Below are 15,403 nucleotides of genomic sequence, written 5' to 3'. Positions count from 1 at the left end.
GCGCCCTTGACGGACCGACCCGACACGGAAGGACAGTGGACTGCCGGGACGCCCCCGGACACACCACCGACCCCGAACACGGGGATCCCGCCCCCGAAGCCCCCACCAACCCACCCGACCCCGCGTCGGATGTCCCCCATCCCTCCCTCACCCCGAAGCCCCCACCGCCCCCGTCCCGCGAAGGCGGCCACCACCCGCAAGCGGGATTCGTCAGCCGGCGATCGCCTCGTACAGCGAGAACGCGGCCAGCGCCGCCATGACACACGCGGCGACCTTCGTGATCAGGCGCAGCGGCACGTACTTCATCAGGGTCTTGCCACCCAGGATCCCGATGCCCGCGACCGCCCACAGCGCGAGGACGGCGCCCAGGCCGACGGAGAGGGGGTTGTCGTACCGCGCGGCGAGGTTCGCCGTCATGATCTGGGTCAGGTCACCGAACTCGGCGACCAGGATCAGCATGAACCCGGCCCCCGACACCTTCCAGAACGACTGGTCGGCGGGCGCCTTGACCTCCTCGTCCCCGTCACTCTTCTTCAGGAGCAGCATGGCCGCGCCCGCGAGGAAGAGGACGCCGACGAAGGCCTGGACGAGCCGGTGCGGGAGGAGGGTGAGCACGCTGCCCGCGGCGATGGCGAGTGCGACGTGCACGGCGAAGGCGGCGGCGACGCCCGCAAAGACGTACGAGGCGCGGTAGCGGGTGCCGAGCATGAGTCCGGCGAGGGCCGTCTTGTCGGGGAGCTCCGCGAGGAAGACGACTCCGAAGGCGATCGCCGTGACGGTGATGCTGAAGGTACTGCTGAACACGGGGCGGAACCTCTATCGGTCGGGCAGGGCGCCATCGATACCGAGAGACCGGGGTGTTTCAGGGGTCGCTTCGGCTCGGCGGCGCCCTGACTGCGTCCCTGCACCCGGCATGGACGGGTGCAGATGAACAAGAACAGGACACTGCGGCCGAAGGTCTCGCTGGCCGGCCACTGAACACGGCCTGCCTCCGGGCGCCGGCTGGGGTGACCCAGCAGTATGTCGACGGTCCGGCGAAGAGCTACTCCCCTTCTGCACTCACCAGAGTACGCGACGCCCACGACGGCTCGAAATAGGCCGTTGGTCCCACCATCGGCCCACCATCGACCCACCATCGACCCCACCACCGGCCCACCACCGGCCCACCACCGGCCCCACAGCCGATCCCACCACCCTCATCCCCACCACCCTCACCCCCACCACCCCACCCCCGCCCCCACCCCCACCGGAAGTACAACCTCCGCTTAATGTCGGGCAGTTGGCCGCCCCGCACGTGACGTGCTCATGTCGCAAGCCTGTAACCTTGCGCCCGCCGCCACGCAATCTGGCGCCGCCACCATGGCCGCGCCCCTCCGGGGCCGACCGGCCACAATCCCCCCGCATTCAGGGAGCCCCTCATGGCCCTCAAGACCCTCATATCCGGTGTCTACGCGCGTCGAGTTGGCGTGCTCACGTCAGCAGCCACGCTCGCCGCCCTCACCTCGCTCGTGAACGCGCCCGTCGCCCAGGCAGCCCCGCCCGCCCCCATCAGCGCTGCGGCCGCCCGCTCCTACCTCGCCACGGTCACGCCGACGACGGAGGGGTCCCTCAGCGGATACAGCCGCAGCCTGTTCCCGCACTGGAGCACCGTCTCCGGCAGCTGCAACACCCGCGAGACCGTCCTGAAGCGCGACGGCGTCGGCGTCGCCACCGACTCCGCCTGCGCCGCAGTGAGCGGCAGCTGGTATTCCGAGTACGACGGCGCCACCTGGACCAACGCCGCCGACCTCGACATCGACCACGTCGTCCCGCTCGCCGAGGCCTGGCGCTCCGGGGCCGCCTCCTGGACCACCGCCAAGCGCCAGCAGTTCGCCAACGACCTCACCCGCCCGCAGCTCATCGCGGTCACGGACAACGTCAACCAGGCCAAGGGCGACCAGGACCCGGGCAAGTGGCTGCCGTCGCGGACCGCCTACCGCTGCACGTACGCCCGGATGTGGGTCAACGTGAAGCAGTACTGGGGCCTGAGCATGGACTCCGGCGAGAAGTCGGCCCTGGTGGGCATCCTCAACGGCTGCTGACGGCCACCCTCCTCCCCGCCCTCCCCCGCCCGGCCATTCACCCGGCCTCTCCCCCGCCAGGGGGAGGCCACATCCCCCTTCCCCGTCGTACCTTGATCGAAGGGGCTACGGAGGAGGGGGAGTTGCATGGCCGGATTGCGTCTGGGGCCACTGCTGCGCTACGTCGACTGGGACACGGGCGGTTCGGCCACGATATGGGTCGAGGCCGACCGCCCGTGCACGGCCGAAGTGCGGTGCGCCGACGGGGCCGGCGGCAGCGTGCGCACCTTCCAGATCGCCGGGCACCACTACGCGCTGGTGCCGGTGACCGGCCTGGCCCCCGGGAGCACCACGGCGTACGAGGTACTGCTCGACGGCGTGCGGGTCTGGCCGCTGCAGGGCACGGCCTTCCCCCCGAGCACGATCACCACGCCCGCCGTCGCCGCGGCCGGGCGGGCGGCTCCGGAGCTGCGGCTGACGTTCGGGTCGTGCCGGCAGGCCGCGCCGCCGGCGGGCCGGCACGGGCCGCACGGTCCGGACGCCCTCGACACGCTCGCGGCGCGGCTGGCCGCGGATCCCGATCAGGTGCGGCCGGACGTCCTCCTCCTGCTGGGCGACCAGGTGTACGCGGACCAGCTGTCGCAGGAGACCAGACAGTGGCTCGCGGCCCGGCGGGACCTGCGGGAGGCTCCCGGCGCCCAGGTCGCGGACTACGAGGAATACACGCGGCTGTACTACGAGTCCTGGCTCGACCCGGAGATCCGCTGGCTGCTGTCCACCGTCCCCAGCCTTCAGATATTCGACGACCACGACGTCGTGGACGACTGGAACACGAGCGCGGCGTGGCTGGCGGAGATGCGGGCGACGCCCTGGTGGCCGGAGCGGGTGCTCAGCGGGCTGATGTCGTACTGGGTGTACCAGCACCTGGGCAATCTCTCACCGGCCGAGCTCGCGGCCGACCCGCTGTACGAGGCCGTGCGGGCGACCCCGGACGGTACGGACGCGCTGCGGGCCTTCGCCGCCGCGGCCGACGCCGATCCCGGCTCGGTGCGCTGGAGCTACCGGCGGGACTTCGGCCGGTCGCGGCTGCTGATGGTGGACACGCGGGCGGCGCGGGTGCTGGCCGAGGACGGGCGGGCGATGCTCGACCCCGCGGAGCAGCAGTGGCTCCGCGACAACGCCCTCGCCGGGCACGGTGGTTACGACCACCTCCTGATCGGGTCGTCGCTGCCGTGGCTGATGCCGCCGCTGATCCATGACGCGGAGACGTGGAACGCGGCGCTCTGCCGCGGCGAGCGAGGGCCCCGGTGGGCGCGGATCGGGGAGGATCTGCGGCGGCGCAGCGATCTGGAGCACTGGGCGGCGTTCCCCGCCTCGTTCGCGGCGTTGAGCGATCTGATCGAGGAGGTGGGGACGGGGCCGCGGGCGCCCGCGACGGTGTGCGTGCTGTCCGGCGACGTCCATCACGCGTATGTGGCCGAGCCTCGAATACCCAGTACGGCGAGGGTGTTCCAGTTGACGTGCTCGCCGGTGCACAACTCGATCCACGCGGTGGTGAAGTGGGGCTTCCGGCTGGGCTGGTCGCGGACGGGCCGGTGGCTGGGGCGCGGGTTCTCGCGGCACGGGCGGACGGGCAGGCCGCCACTGAGCTGGCGGCGTACGGGCGGCCCGTGGTTCGGGAACCAGCTGATGACGCTGGCACTGGCGGGGCGTTCGGCCCGGCTCCGGCTGGACCAGGCACACAAGGGCCGGAAGGGCGAGAAGACCGCCCGCCTGGTGACGGTGCTGGACCGGGAGCTGGCACCGGCGTCGGGGCCGGCCGGCGGCACGGAGGGGGCTGCCGGCGCGAGCTGACACACTGTGCACCCGGGGCAGCCCCCGGGCATACGGCGCACCAACGCCAGGCGTACGCTGTATGGCTGTCAAGCCGCCCCTGCCGCTCCCCGCGACGTCGCGGCGCTTCATGCCGCAGCACGTCAACCGGACTGGGGAGTCCCGCCTTGTTTGAGACTCTGGGGTCGCTGACCGCGAGCCCATGGATCTACGCCGTGGTGGCGGTGTCCGTCGTGCTCGACGTCTTCCTCCCGGTGCTGCCGAGCGGGGTACTGGTGATCACCGCCGCAGCGGCCGCGGCGGCCGCCGGTGCGGCCGGTCCGGTGCCCGTGGCGGTTCCGGCGCAGGTGCCGGACATCCTCGCACTGCTGGTGATCGCCACGACCTCGTCCGTACTGGGTGACATGGCCGCGTTCCGGCTGGCCCGGCGCGGCGGGGCCCGGCTGGACCGTGCCATCGCCCGGTCCCGCCGGCTGACCCGCGCCCACGAGCGCCTGGGCACGGCCCTGGCCCGTGGCGGCGGCGCCCTGGTGGTGATCGCCCGCTTCGCTCCGGCCGGGCGCTCGGTGGTGTCCCTCGGCGCCGGCAAGACCCACCGCAAGGTCATGGAGTTCCTGCCCTGGTCGGTGCTGGCGGGCATGGCCTGGGCCGGGTACAGCGTGGCCCTCGGGTACTTCGGCACCCAGTGGCTCGGCGCCACCTGGCTCGGCACGGCGGTCTCCGTGATCGCCCTCTTCGCCGCGGGCGCCCTGGCGGCCTTCGTCATCCGCCGCCCCGCCCCCACGGCTGCCCCGGCGGCCTAGGGGGTGTCGTCGAAGTGGCTTCGTCCGCCCGTGAGGGCGGGGTCGGCGGGGTCTGGTGCGTGTGATCGCAAGGCGGAGGAGAGAGGCGACGCTCGCGTCGTCGACCGACGACAACGCGGCGAGCGCGCGTGCCAGACCCCACCGACCAGAAGGGACTCTGCCGACACCCCCCAGGGCGCCCGCCCGTTCCCCCGGGCGGAGCAGCGGCTCACCCGTTCACCCGGCCCCGATCGCCGCCCCGGGCCCGGGCTCCTAGCGTCCATTGCACGGCGCGCAATCGAATCCGCGTCACGTCCGTGCCCTGACCGCGCCGTTCCGAGGAGCCCGAGGAGTTCTCTCCATGCCCGCCACGCCGCTCGCCCAGCCGCAGATCCGCCGCCTCCTGACGAGGGTCGCGGCCACGACCCTCCTCCTCGCCGCGGCCGCCCCCGCCACCGTCGCCCATGCCGGTGGCGCCTCCCCCTCCGGCAGCGTCTCCCCCACGGCCGTCGCCCCGGGGGGCCGCGTCAGCCTGGACGTCACGGGCTGCGGTACCAAGACCGGCACGGCCTCGTCCAGCGCCTTCGGCGACGTACGGCTGACCCCGGGCAACCTCGAAGCCACCAACCTCTTCGGCAGCGCCACCGTCTTCAGCAACGCCAACTCCGGGACGCACACGGTCACCTTCGAATGCGGCGGCTCCGGCGGCCGGCGCGTCACCGCCTCCCTCCAGGTCACCTCCGGCGCGGCCGGCGGCGGGCTGGGAGGCAGCATGGGCGCCGCGAGCCCCGGCCAGATCGCCCTGGGCGGCACCCTGGCGGCAGGCGCCCTGGGTGCCGGCATCTGGGTCCTCCGCCGCCGCTCCCGCCTCACCTGACCCGGAGCGGCTCGGCGCGGACGGTACCGGACCGGACGCCGGGGCCGGACGCCGGACGCTAGACGGTCTCGGTCACGGCGGCGCCCCTGACCTGCAAACCGTCCAGCAGGTCCCGCGTCGCCTCGGCGATCGCCTCCACGGCGGCCTCGAAGACCTCCTGGTTGTGCGCGGCGGGCGCCCGGAACCCGGACACCTTCCGTACGTACTGCAGCGCGGCGGCGCGGACCTCCTCCTCCGTGGCCTTCTCGGGGATGGCGGGCGGGCGCAGGGTCTTAATGGAACGGCACATACACCCACTATCCCGCTACCGGGGCAGCTCGGCGCCGGACAGTTTCATGATCAGCCCCGCCTGCAGCCGCGCCCGCAGCACCGGATCCGCGACCTCCTCCAGCAGCTCGACGGCCTGCTGCATCGCCGCGGCCGCCCGCCGGTCCTCGCGCAGGGAGGCCGTCTGGCCGGCCATGTGCCTGAGCGCGACGTCGGCGCGCCGGTGGAACAGCTGCCCGACGAGCGTGATGACCAGGCCCACCGAGCTCGTGACCACCCCGAGGTACAGCTCCCCGCTGCTCTCGGCCTTCCACACGGCGAGCGCCACGCCGAGCAGCAGGATGGCGGCCCCCACCCCCGCGAACCGCTGGCTGGTGACGAAGCTGCTGCGCGCCTGCGTCAGCCCGTACGCGTAGTACTCGACGAGCACGGACGTGAACTCGGCGTCCCCGTGTCCTTCCCGCCGCGCCGCCGACAGCCCTCCGACGTCGGCGTACTTCGGCTCCCCCGCGCCCGCCCCGGGCTCGGCCACCCGCGTCAGCAGCCGCGCCCGCTCGGCATCCCGCCGCCGCTCGAACCCCTCCCGGGCCGCCCGGTCCAGCAGCACGTACGCCACGCCGCCGCCCACGACGGCCAGCAGCCCGACACCCCCCACCACCCACTCACCCATCCCCCGACGATCCCACGCCCCCTCGACACCCCGTCAACCCTCCGCCCGGGACGGGCAGTTGCGATGGAAGGGTCCGGGGCACACCCGGCGGAAACGCCGAAGGCCCCCGACCGCAGAACGGTCGGGGGCCTTCGGGTTGGTGGGCGCGGACGGTTTCGAACCGCCGACATCTGCTTTGTAAGAGCAGCGCTCTACCCCTGAGCTACGCACCCGTGGATGAGTGGACAGCCTACATGGCGGGCGCACCCCCCACGCAAACCCGTATCCGTGGGGGAGAATGGACCGGGGCATGGCGGAGGCGGTACGGGAGAGGGATTGTGACGACGGCATCCCGGCGGTGGTTCGGCGGGCGGGACGAGAGTCGGCGGGCGGATGCGCAGGCGGCGAAGGATGCCGCCGCGGCCGCGTTCTACGAGCTGGACACCGCGCAGCGGGACCTGCGGATCTCCATGGAGACCATCGCGGCCGCCGACGGGTCGCCCGCGGCCCGGCAGGCCGGGGAGGGGTTCGCCGCGCTCGGGCAGCGGATCGACCAGGTCAGCCACGTGTACATCGAGGCCGTGGACGCCCATGACCTCGATCGCGTCGACCTTGAGGGGTCCGTCGCCGCGCGGGCGCGGGAGCAGCTGACGCGGGCGCGCGACGAGCTCGTGCGGGTCAAGGGCGAGCTGGACCGGTTCGCGCAGGGGCTGCAGCCGCTGCTGGACAAGGCCGAGACGCAGTTGGCGCGGGTGGCGCCCGCGCGGGAGCGGGCCCGGGCCGCGCTGCTCGCGGCGAGCACGGCGCTGGACGACGTACGCGGCAAGGGGATGCGGGCCGACGAGTTCGCGGCGCGGCTGGCCGCGCTCGGGCCCGAGCTGACCCTGCTGAACCAGGGCGCCGCGCAGCACGGCGTGCAGGAGACCGTCCAGCGTGCGGACCGGATCCTGCGGGACGCGGAGTCGATACGGGCCGAGGTGGAGCGGCTCCCCGAGCGGGCCGCGGAGATCGACCGGCGGCTGGTGAGCCTGCGGACCCGGGCGCAGGCGCTGCGCAATCGGGCGGACCGGGTGGATCCGGTCCTGAGCGAGCTGCGCCGGCGGTTCAGTGCCGCGTGCTGGCAGGACCTCCAGCACGTGCCGGAGCAGGCCGTACGGGACGTGGCGCGCGCCGAGGAGCAGTTGAAGGAGGCCGCGCGGGCCCGCGAGGAGCAGCGCTGGGCGGATGTCGCGGCGCTGATCGAGTCGGTCCGCGGTGCGCTGGACGCCACCGACGAGGCGGTGTCGGCGGCGCAGGAGCGGCTGTCGCGGCTGGAGGCGGTGGCGCGGGACCCGCAGGCGGAGGTGCAGCGGACCCGGTTCGCGATCCGGGACGCGCAGCGGCTGGCGATGGAGGGCCGCAGCGTGCCCGATCCGCGACACGCGCGGCCGCTGGACGAGTCCGTGGCCCGGATGGAGCGGGCGCTCGCCGGACTGGAGGAGCGGCATCCCGACTACTGGCAGTTCCTCCAGGAGATGGAGCAGGTGCGGCGGGACGTGGCCCGGGTCGTCTCCGACATCCGCGGCGGACGAGGGAGCGGCTGAGCCCGCGCCGCCCTCGGCGCGCGAGGGCGGGAGGGCCCGGGGCGCGGCGGCCGGGGCCCGCGCTTGTCGCGGCGGGGCCCGAGGGCGGATGCTGGAGGGGTTGGAAGAGGAGGGCGTGATGGCTGCCCATGTTTCGAACACCTCGCGTGCGCCCGGCGCACCCCGCACGACCGCACCCCGTACGACCGCACCCCCCGTCAGCGGGCCGCACGCGGCCTACGGGTGCCACGAGGCACACGATCACTACGCGCCTTACGTGTCCCACGGGCCGATCGAGCTGCCCGCGCCGCACGTGCCGTACCTGGTGCGCCGCATCGCGCGCCCCGTCAACACCCGGCTCGACGAGCACCTGCCCACCGACCACAAGCTCAGCCAGGTGTACCGGGTGGGCGCGGGCCTGATGGGGCTGCTGCTCGTCGTCTTCGGGATCCTGGGGCTGATCGACCGGATCGGGTTCTTCGACACCGGCGGCGCCACCGTGCTCGCGCTGAACACCAATGGCGCGCTGAGCGTCCTGTCGATCTGTATCGGGCTGCTGCTCTTCGCCGGGATGGTGATCGGCGGGAACTTCGCCTCCACCCTCAACATCGTGCTGGGCATCGCCTTCATCGTCAGCGGGTTCGTGAACCTGGCCCTGCTGGACACGGGCCTGAACTTCCTGGCCTTCAAGATCCAGAACGTGCTGTTCAGCTTCGTCGTCGGCGTGATGCTCATGTGGTTCGGGATGTACGGGCGGGTGGGCAGCGCCCTGCCGCACGACAATCCGTACTGGCGGGCCCGCAACCCCGAGCAGGCCGCCCGCGAGGACCGGGCCCGGGCCGCGCAGGCAGCCACCCGGCTCAGCCACGGCGTATAGGCCGCCCGTGTTCCCCCCTGTGGGTAGCCTGGGGCCATGCCTCGTTACGAATTCCGCTGCCGGACCTGCGAAGACACCTTCGAGGTCAGCCGGCCCATGGCCGAGTCCTCCGCTCCCGCCGACTGCCCGGCCGGCCACGCCGACACCGTGAAGCTGCTGTCCGCCGTCGCCGTGGGCGGGACCGGCAGCGCCCCCGCCCCGTCCGGCGGGGGCTGCTGCGGTGGTGGCGGCTGCTGCTAGGCCCTAGGGGGCGTCCGCGCGCTTGCGCGACAGGGTCAGGCCGTCCGAGATGGCCAGCAGGACCGACTCCATGCGGGTGTCCGCCGCGACGTGCTCGTTGTACGCGCGGACTCCCGCGGCCGAGCCCGTCGCCGCCTCGTCGAGGACGGAGCCGTGGAACAGGGTGTTGTCCGTGACGATCAGCCCGCCCGGGCGCAGCCGCGGAACGAGTTCCTCCCAGTAGGCGATCTGGCTTTCCTTGTCGGCGTCCACGTAGGCCATGTCGACGTGGGGCTCCCTCGGCATGGCGCGCAACGTGTCCAGCGCCGGGGCGATCCGCAGGTCGATGCGGTCGGCGACGCCCGCCGCCTCCCATGCCTCGCGCCCGTACGCCGTCCACTCCTCCGAGACGTCGCAGGCGACGAGCCGGCCGTCCGCCGGCAGCGCCTGCGCCATCGACAGGGTCGAGAACCCGGTGAAGGTGCCGACCTCGACGATGTGGCGGGCGCCGGTCAGCCGGACCAGGAAGGCCAGCAGCGGCCCCTGCTCCTCCGCCGACTGCATTCCGGCGACGTCGGGGAACTTCTCGTACGTCGTCGCCACCAGCCCCCGCTGGACCTCGTCCAGCGGGGGGTTGTGGTCGAGCACGTAGCGGTACAGCTCGTCGGTGATCTTTGTGCTGTTGCCCTTGGTCATGCGCCCAGTGTGCCGACTGCGCCCGCCACTTGGCCCGCCGGGCCGGACTACCGGCCGGGACGACCGGCCCCGGACTACCGGCCCCGGACTACCGGCCGGACTCCCGGGCCACCGCCGCCGCGAAGGCCCGCACGATCTCCTCGCCCGCCAGCACCCCCGCCGCGGCCAGGGCCGTGACGTGCGGCGCCGTCCAGGCCGCGTCGGCCAGCTCTCCGTGCCCCGGGCGCCAGGCCGCGTCCGCCGCCAGCAGCAGGTCCGCGTCGAGCAGCGAGTCGCCCGCGGCCAGGGTCGTGGTCGCGCCCGTGCGGCGGGCCACCTCCCGCATCGCCGCGCTCTTGGTCAGCGGCCCCGGCACGGCGTAGATCTTGCGGCCCTGGAGGGAAACGGTCCAGCCCCGCGCCTGCGCCCACTCCGTCAGCGCCTTGACCCACTCGTCCGGGACCAGGGCGCGCTCGACGACCAGGTACGTGAACAGGTCCTCCGCGATGCGCGCCTTGCGCAGCCATGCCTCGTCCGCCGTGGACAGCAGGTGCGCGTGCACCTCCTCCAGCGGAGCGCACTCCTGCGCCAGCCGCGTCGCCACCTGGCGCCGCCAGTCCCGGTCGGGGACCCCGTCCACCAGCAGCTGCCCGCCGTTGGCGCAGATCGCGTACGGGGCCGGCCGCCCGGGGAAGCGGATGCGCTGGTACTGCTTGCGCGTACGGGTCGTCGTGGGGACGAAGACCACCGCGGGATCGGCCGCCAGCTCGGTCAGCAGTGCCGCCGCCGTCTCCGTCATGTACGACAGCGGCTTGCTCTCGTGCACCTCGACGCACAGCAGCCGAGGGGCCACCGGGTCGGGCATGGTCAGGCCGAGGGCGGCCGTCGAGTAGATGAGCGTGCGGTCGAGATCACTGGCTACCAGGACAGTCACTTGGAGGTCACGGCCTTTCCGTCGGCGCCGGTCGCGCCGCGCGTGAAGCGGGGGTGGATGAGTCCTACGCAGGTGTAGGGCAGGTCGTCGACCTCTTCGACCGGCACGCCCCGCTGCTCGGCGAGCAGCCGTACGTGGTCCAGGTCGGCACCGGCGCCGCGGTGCGCGAGGATCTTCCACGGCACGCGGCGCAGCAGCACCCGCGTCGTCTCGCCGACGCCGGGCTTGACCAGGTTCACGTCGTGGATGCCGTACTCCTCGCTGATCCGCTCGACGGCCGCCCAGCCCTCCCACGTGGGTGTGCGGTCGGCGGCGAGGAGCTCCTTGACCTCGGCGTCGACGGCCTCGGCCACCTCCTCGAAGCGGGCGGCGACGGTGTCGATGAAGCCGGTGGAGACATCGGCTCCGGCGAGCTCGCGGTAGAACTTCGCGCCGTGGAAGTCGGCGGGTCCGACCAGGTCGGACCTGAGGACCGTACGCGAGATCAGTCCGGAAACGGTGGAATTGAGGCAGGCCGAGGGGATCAGGAAGTCCTCGCGGGTGCCGTACGTGGACACGCAGGAGCCGGGGTCGGCGAGGACGACGATCTCCGGGTCGAATCCCGGGAACTCGCGAAGGGCCTCCGCCAGCTCCCGCGTGATGGCCCCCTTGCCCGTCCAGCCGTCCACGAAGACGATGTCGGCCGGGTCGTGGTGGGCGGCCAGCCAGCGCAGCGCGTTGGGGTCGATGCCGCGGCCGCGCACGATGGAGACGGCGTAGTGCGGCAGGTCCAGGCCGTGGCGGGCCTGGGCCCAGCGGCGCATCAGGACGCCTACGGGGGTGCCGGCGCGGGCCAGCGAGACGAGGACCGGGGAGGGGGACCGCTCGGCGAGGACGGTCTCGGTGACGGTGCCGACGGCCCGGGCCATCCGGGCCGCGGAGGCGGTCAGCGCGCTGCGGTAGAGCTCCTGGTACTGCGGGGACGGCTGGTATTCGACGGGCAGCGACTCGGCGTAGTGCGCGCCGCCCGCCTGAATGGCCTCCTCGCGTTCCTCGGTCGGGGCCTCCAGCGCCACGTCGGAGAGGTCCTGGAGGAGCCAGCCGCAGTCCTGCGGGGCGTACGAGGAGAAGGCCGGTCCGCGCAGCGGCTCCGGCAGGAGCGACGGCTCGGGCATGATCGGCTCCTGCCGGTCGGAGGACGCGTGGGGCGTGTACGAGGGGACCGGCGCGAGCAGGACCCGGCCCGCATGCGGGGCCAGGCGCGCGAGGAGCCCGTCGGGGGCGTGCAGCGCGGCGGTGTCCCCGTGGCTGTCGACGACGGCGACGACGGTGTCGAAGCCGGCGCCCGCGACGTTGTACGCGTACCGGTCGCCGGGCCCGTCGGCGGGCGCGTCGTGGGCGGGGAAGACGAGCCGGGAGCGGATGGCGTAGCCGGGGTCGTCGACGGCGAGCACCGGGGAGCGGGTGGTGGTGGAGAACCGCACCTCGGCCGCGGCCCCGGACTCCTCCAGGGCCCGCGCGAGGCGCAGCGGGGCGTACATCAGCTCTTCGTTGCCGAGTACGAGGACCCGCCCGGCCCCGGCTCCGATCGCGTCGGCGAGCCGGCGGGCCAGGGCGGGCAGGGCGGCTTCGAGCCGGGCGCGGTGCTCGGGGGTGAACCCGTGGCGGCCGCCGTCCGGGACCCCGGCGGGCCAGTCCAGCTCGACCCGCGCCACGGGGGCGGGAGCCGCGGTGGGAGCCGGAGCCGGGCCGCCCGCGCCCTGGCGCTCGTACTCCTCGACCAGTGCCTGCCCCTTGGCCAGGACCCCCTCGGGGAGATGCACCGTCCCGGAGGCGAGCGCGATCAGGTCGACGCGCGCGCCGATCTCGGCGGCGAAGGCGGTGAGCCGTTCGCGGTCGGCCGGGGAGCGCATGTCGACGAGGGCGACGACCACGTAGTGGGCGCGGGGGTGGCGGGCGTGCAGGTCGCGGATGGTGTTCAGGACCGTGTTGCCGGTGGAGAACTCGTCGTCGACGAGGACCAGCGGCCCGCTCCCGGCCAGCAGCTTCGGGTCCTCGGGCAGCAGCAGGTGCGAGGTGGCGTGCGAGTGGGCCTCCTCGAACCCTCCGGCCGGCTCGACACCGGGCACGGGGCGGCGGGTGGAGTGCAGGTAGGGGGCGGCGCCGAGCCCGTCGGCCACGCAGTGCCCGAGGCCGGTCGCCGTCTCCGCGTACCCGAGGACCACCGCGGTGGCGGCGGTCTCCTCGCCCAGCAGGGCCCGCACCCGCTCTCCGAGCCCGTGGCCGGCCGCGTAGACGGCCTGCGGGGACTGCGGGACGTGCTTGCCCAGCACCTGCGAGACCAGCAGGTGGGCCCGCTTCGGATTGCGCCGCAGGGCGAGCCCGAGCAGTTCGTCCAGCCGCGGCGATCCGGGGCCGCCGGCCTCCTCCAGGCGTACGCCCAGCCGCTCGGCCACCCACGTTCCCGACCACACCGCGTCGATCGTCTTGCCTTTCTCCGTGATCAAGGGCGAGCTCACAGCTGGAGCCCGGCCGTCAGCAGGTCGACGAAGCCGACCTCCTCCTTCGCCACGCCGAAGACCTCGGCGCGCAGCATGGTGCGCTCCGCCCAGGCCCGGTGGGGCTTCACTTCGTTCATCTTGTTCGTGTAGGCGGAGCGCATGACTCCGCCGCCGCCGCGCTCGGGGCGCAGGATGTCCTCGGCGTCGCTGAACTCCTCGTGGGAGACCACCGACAGCGCGTGGACGGGCGTGACGTGGGCGGGGTGGATGCAGGTCTTGCCGAGGAGTCCGTTGGCCCGGTCGAGTTCGACCTCGCGCAGGAGGCCGTCCAGGTCGTGCTCGATGAGGGCGGTGCGCAGTTCCTCGGCGCCTTCCTGGAGGAAGGGGCTGCGGCGCAGCTGGGGCTTGAAGAGGCGCTGCTGGTGGCGGAAGTACTCCCAGACGGGTCCGGTGACGGTGAAGCCGGTGCCGTCGGCGCGGCTGAGCACGTTCACCACGTCGGCGATGACCCCGGCGACGATCTGCACGTCGTAGGCGGTCATGTCGGGGGTGCGGCGCAGTCCGTAGACCGAGCAGAAGTCGGTGACGCCCAGGCGCAGGGCGAGGACCCGGTCGCGGTGGCGGTTCACGGTGCGGGAGATGCCGGCGAGGGCTTCTACGCGGGTTTCGAGGTGGAGGAGGTCGGGGGTCTCCAGGACGGGCATGGCATACAGCGGCTGCCCTCCGCCGGCCGCCTCGGCCTGGGCGACGGCGTCGAGGAAGGCGGTTCCGCGACTCTCGGTGAACTTGGGGAGTACGAATCCGGCCAATCTGCGCGCGGAGCCGCCGAGGCGGTGCACGAGATCGGGTATCTGCTCGGGGGTGCGGACCCGGATGAAGAGGAGCGGGAGCTCCCCGCCGTCGGCGTCGAGGGCGGCGAACTGCCGGACGAGGTTCTCCTCGGCGTCGGCGACCTCGGCGTCGCTGATCGAATCCTCCAGGCACAGGACCATGGAGACGACCCCGCGGGCAGCCTGCTTGTGGACGTCCCCGGCCAGGTTGGGGCGGGTGGCGGGGCTGTAGAGGGTGGCTCCGAGGGCGGCGGCGAGAATGCGGGCGGGGGAGTCGGCGGTGAACTCGGCCGGCTCCTTGTGGAAGAGGTCCTTGCGGACGGTGGGTGATATGTGCCCGAAGTGACGCATGCGCTTCCCTCGTACTGCCTCGGCGCCCCAGTGGCGTGGCCGGTAATAGTACGTACGAACGTGAGTCAAGAGTTCCTCAAGCACATGAAGTTCAGGTAACCCTCTTGCACCATGCCCAGGTCTTTCATCCGGGACAAGGCCCTGCGGGGGGCCGCGTTGTTCCGCGCCGCCCCGGGAGGGCAGGATGACGGGCATGACGCACGCGATGCAGAAGGGCTCGAACATCCCGGTGACCGCCGTGGCGGTCCGGGCGGTGCTGCGCTGGACCGGCGGCCCCGAGGTGCCGGACGTCGACGCCTCGGCGCTGCTCGTGGGCCCGGACGGGCGCGTGCGCTCGGACGAGGACTTCGTTTTCTACAACCAGCCCCGCCACCCCTCGGGGGCCGTCTGGCGGCTCGGCAAGAAGCAGCTCGGCGAAGGGATCACCGACGCCGTCCAGGCCGACCTGCGGGCGGTGCCCCCGGTGGTGGACCGGATCCTGGTGGTCGCCTCCGCCGAGGACGTGCCGTTCCAGCAGGTCAGGGACCTGCGGATTCTGCTGTACGACGCCACGGCGACCGGCGGCTCCGAGCCGCTGGCCTTCTTCGACGTGCGGCCCGAGACCGGCGCCGAGACGGCGCTGATCTGCGGGGAGCTGTACCGGCGCGGCGACGGGTGGAAGTTCCGCGCCCTGGGCGAGGGCTACTCGAACGGGCTCGTCGGCCTGGCGACCGACCACGGGATCTCCGTGGACGAGAACGCCGCCGAGGACGCGGCGGGAGGCGCTTCCGCCGCCGGGGCGACCGACGAGCAGACGGCCCTGATGCGCCCGCCGGTCTCGTCGGCCCCGCCGGTCCCGCAGCAGGCGGCGCCGGCGCCGCTGACGCAGGCCCCGCCGGCCGCCCAGCCCGCGTACGGGTACCCGCAGCCGGTCTCCCCGGCCCCGGTGCCGGTACCGGGCGGCGACCCGGCGTTCCGGCTGCCGGTCCAGGGCCCGCAGTTCATGCGCCGCTGACGTGCCGTGTCCG

Annotated in this window: 15 protein-coding genes and 1 tRNA gene; 8 read left to right on the top strand and 8 right to left on the bottom strand. The window is 73.4% G+C overall.

Going from position 1 to position 15,403, the window contains the following annotated elements; all coding sequences use genetic code 11:
* Positions 1 to 210 precede the first annotated feature (210 nt).
* Positions 211 to 804: a TMEM165/GDT1 family protein gene (locus ACFYXV_RS14980; protein ID WP_048480696.1), complete on the bottom strand. Its 594-nt coding sequence runs from the start codon at positions 802 to 804 to the stop codon at positions 211 to 213.
* A 632-nt stretch (positions 805 to 1,436) separates the two neighbouring features.
* Here ACFYXV_RS14980 and ACFYXV_RS14975 point away from each other — a divergent pair.
* The 4 genes from ACFYXV_RS14975 (at position 1,437) to ACFYXV_RS14960 (ending at position 5,552) form a co-directional block, all read left to right on the top strand.
* Positions 1,437 to 2,081, top strand: a complete 645-nt coding sequence (locus ACFYXV_RS14975) for an HNH endonuclease family protein (RefSeq protein ID WP_385464164.1) — start codon at positions 1,437 to 1,439, stop codon at positions 2,079 to 2,081.
* A 126-nt stretch (positions 2,082 to 2,207) separates the two neighbouring features.
* Complete coding sequence (locus tag ACFYXV_RS14970; RefSeq protein WP_385463930.1) at positions 2,208 to 3,914, top strand: alkaline phosphatase D family protein; 1,707 nt, start codon at positions 2,208 to 2,210, stop codon at positions 3,912 to 3,914.
* 146 nt (positions 3,915 to 4,060) lie between these two features.
* Positions 4,061 to 4,696: a DedA family protein gene (locus ACFYXV_RS14965; RefSeq protein WP_099892688.1), complete on the top strand. Its 636-nt coding sequence runs from the start codon at positions 4,061 to 4,063 to the stop codon at positions 4,694 to 4,696.
* A 340-nt stretch (positions 4,697 to 5,036) separates the two neighbouring features.
* Positions 5,037 to 5,552, top strand: coding sequence for a hypothetical protein (locus ACFYXV_RS14960; protein ID WP_389383056.1), 516 nt, complete (start codon positions 5,037 to 5,039; stop codon positions 5,550 to 5,552).
* Positions 5,553 to 5,610: 58 nt separating this feature from the next.
* On the opposite strand, the gene ACFYXV_RS14955 is transcribed toward ACFYXV_RS14960, so the two are convergent.
* The 3 genes from ACFYXV_RS14955 to ACFYXV_RS14945 form a co-directional block, all read right to left on the bottom strand.
* The gene (locus ACFYXV_RS14955; RefSeq protein ID WP_389383055.1) at positions 5,611 to 5,841 is read right to left on the bottom strand and encodes a DUF2277 domain-containing protein; all 231 of its coding nucleotides are present in this window, start codon (positions 5,839 to 5,841) and stop codon (positions 5,611 to 5,613) included.
* A 15-nt stretch (positions 5,842 to 5,856) separates the two neighbouring features.
* Positions 5,857 to 6,489 (bottom strand): hypothetical protein, encoded by a 633-nt coding sequence (locus ACFYXV_RS14950; protein ID WP_389383054.1) that lies wholly within the window; start codon positions 6,487 to 6,489, stop codon positions 5,857 to 5,859.
* Between the two features lie 137 nt (positions 6,490 to 6,626).
* Positions 6,627 to 6,701: transfer RNA gene (locus ACFYXV_RS14945), tRNA-Val, on the bottom strand.
* A gap of 105 nt (positions 6,702 to 6,806) precedes the next feature.
* On the opposite strand from ACFYXV_RS14945, the gene ACFYXV_RS14940 reads away from it, so the two are divergent.
* The 3 genes from ACFYXV_RS14940 to ACFYXV_RS14930 all read left to right on the top strand — a co-directional run bounded on the left by ACFYXV_RS14940 (position 6,807) and on the right by ACFYXV_RS14930 (position 9,147).
* A complete protein-coding gene (locus ACFYXV_RS14940; RefSeq protein ID WP_389383053.1) occupies positions 6,807 to 8,051 on the top strand; it encodes a hypothetical protein in 1,245 nt (414 codons plus the stop codon).
* Positions 8,052 to 8,169: 118 nt separating this feature from the next.
* Complete coding sequence (locus ACFYXV_RS14935) at positions 8,170 to 8,907, top strand: DUF4383 domain-containing protein (RefSeq protein WP_383342433.1); 738 nt, start codon at positions 8,170 to 8,172, stop codon at positions 8,905 to 8,907.
* A 36-nt stretch (positions 8,908 to 8,943) separates the two neighbouring features.
* Complete coding sequence (locus tag ACFYXV_RS14930) at positions 8,944 to 9,147, top strand: zinc ribbon domain-containing protein (RefSeq protein ID WP_030869054.1); 204 nt, start codon at positions 8,944 to 8,946, stop codon at positions 9,145 to 9,147.
* Positions 9,148 to 9,150: 3 nt separating this feature from the next.
* On the opposite strand, the gene ACFYXV_RS14925 is transcribed toward ACFYXV_RS14930, so the two are convergent.
* The 4 genes from ACFYXV_RS14925 to ACFYXV_RS14910 all read right to left on the bottom strand — a co-directional run bounded on the left by ACFYXV_RS14925 (position 9,151) and on the right by ACFYXV_RS14910 (position 14,396).
* On the bottom strand, positions 9,151 to 9,822 hold the full coding sequence (locus ACFYXV_RS14925; RefSeq protein ID WP_385463947.1) for an O-methyltransferase: 672 nt from the start codon (positions 9,820 to 9,822) through the stop codon (positions 9,151 to 9,153).
* A gap of 88 nt (positions 9,823 to 9,910) precedes the next feature.
* Positions 9,911 to 10,735: an HAD family hydrolase gene (locus tag ACFYXV_RS14920; protein ID WP_385463950.1), complete on the bottom strand. Its 825-nt coding sequence runs from the start codon at positions 10,733 to 10,735 to the stop codon at positions 9,911 to 9,913.
* Complete coding sequence (locus tag ACFYXV_RS14915) at positions 10,732 to 13,221, bottom strand: phosphoribosyltransferase (protein ID WP_389383051.1); 2,490 nt, start codon at positions 13,219 to 13,221, stop codon at positions 10,732 to 10,734. The genes ACFYXV_RS14920 and ACFYXV_RS14915 overlap by 4 nt, the downstream gene beginning before the upstream one ends.
* A gap of 8 nt (positions 13,222 to 13,229) precedes the next feature.
* Complete coding sequence (locus tag ACFYXV_RS14910; RefSeq protein ID WP_385463956.1) at positions 13,230 to 14,396, bottom strand: HpcH/HpaI aldolase/citrate lyase family protein; 1,167 nt, start codon at positions 14,394 to 14,396, stop codon at positions 13,230 to 13,232.
* 193 nt (positions 14,397 to 14,589) lie between these two features.
* On the opposite strand from ACFYXV_RS14910, the gene ACFYXV_RS14905 reads away from it, so the two are divergent.
* Positions 14,590 to 15,390, top strand: a complete 801-nt coding sequence (locus ACFYXV_RS14905; protein ID WP_389383049.1) for a TerD family protein — start codon at positions 14,590 to 14,592, stop codon at positions 15,388 to 15,390.
* The last annotated feature ends 13 nt before the right edge of the window (positions 15,391 to 15,403 follow it).

Source organism: Streptomyces sp. NPDC002181, from assembly GCF_042890485.1.
In the GTDB taxonomy this organism is placed as follows: Bacteria; Actinomycetota; Actinomycetes; order Streptomycetales; family Streptomycetaceae; genus Streptomyces.
This window is presented reverse-complemented; position numbering and strand designations above follow the sequence as displayed.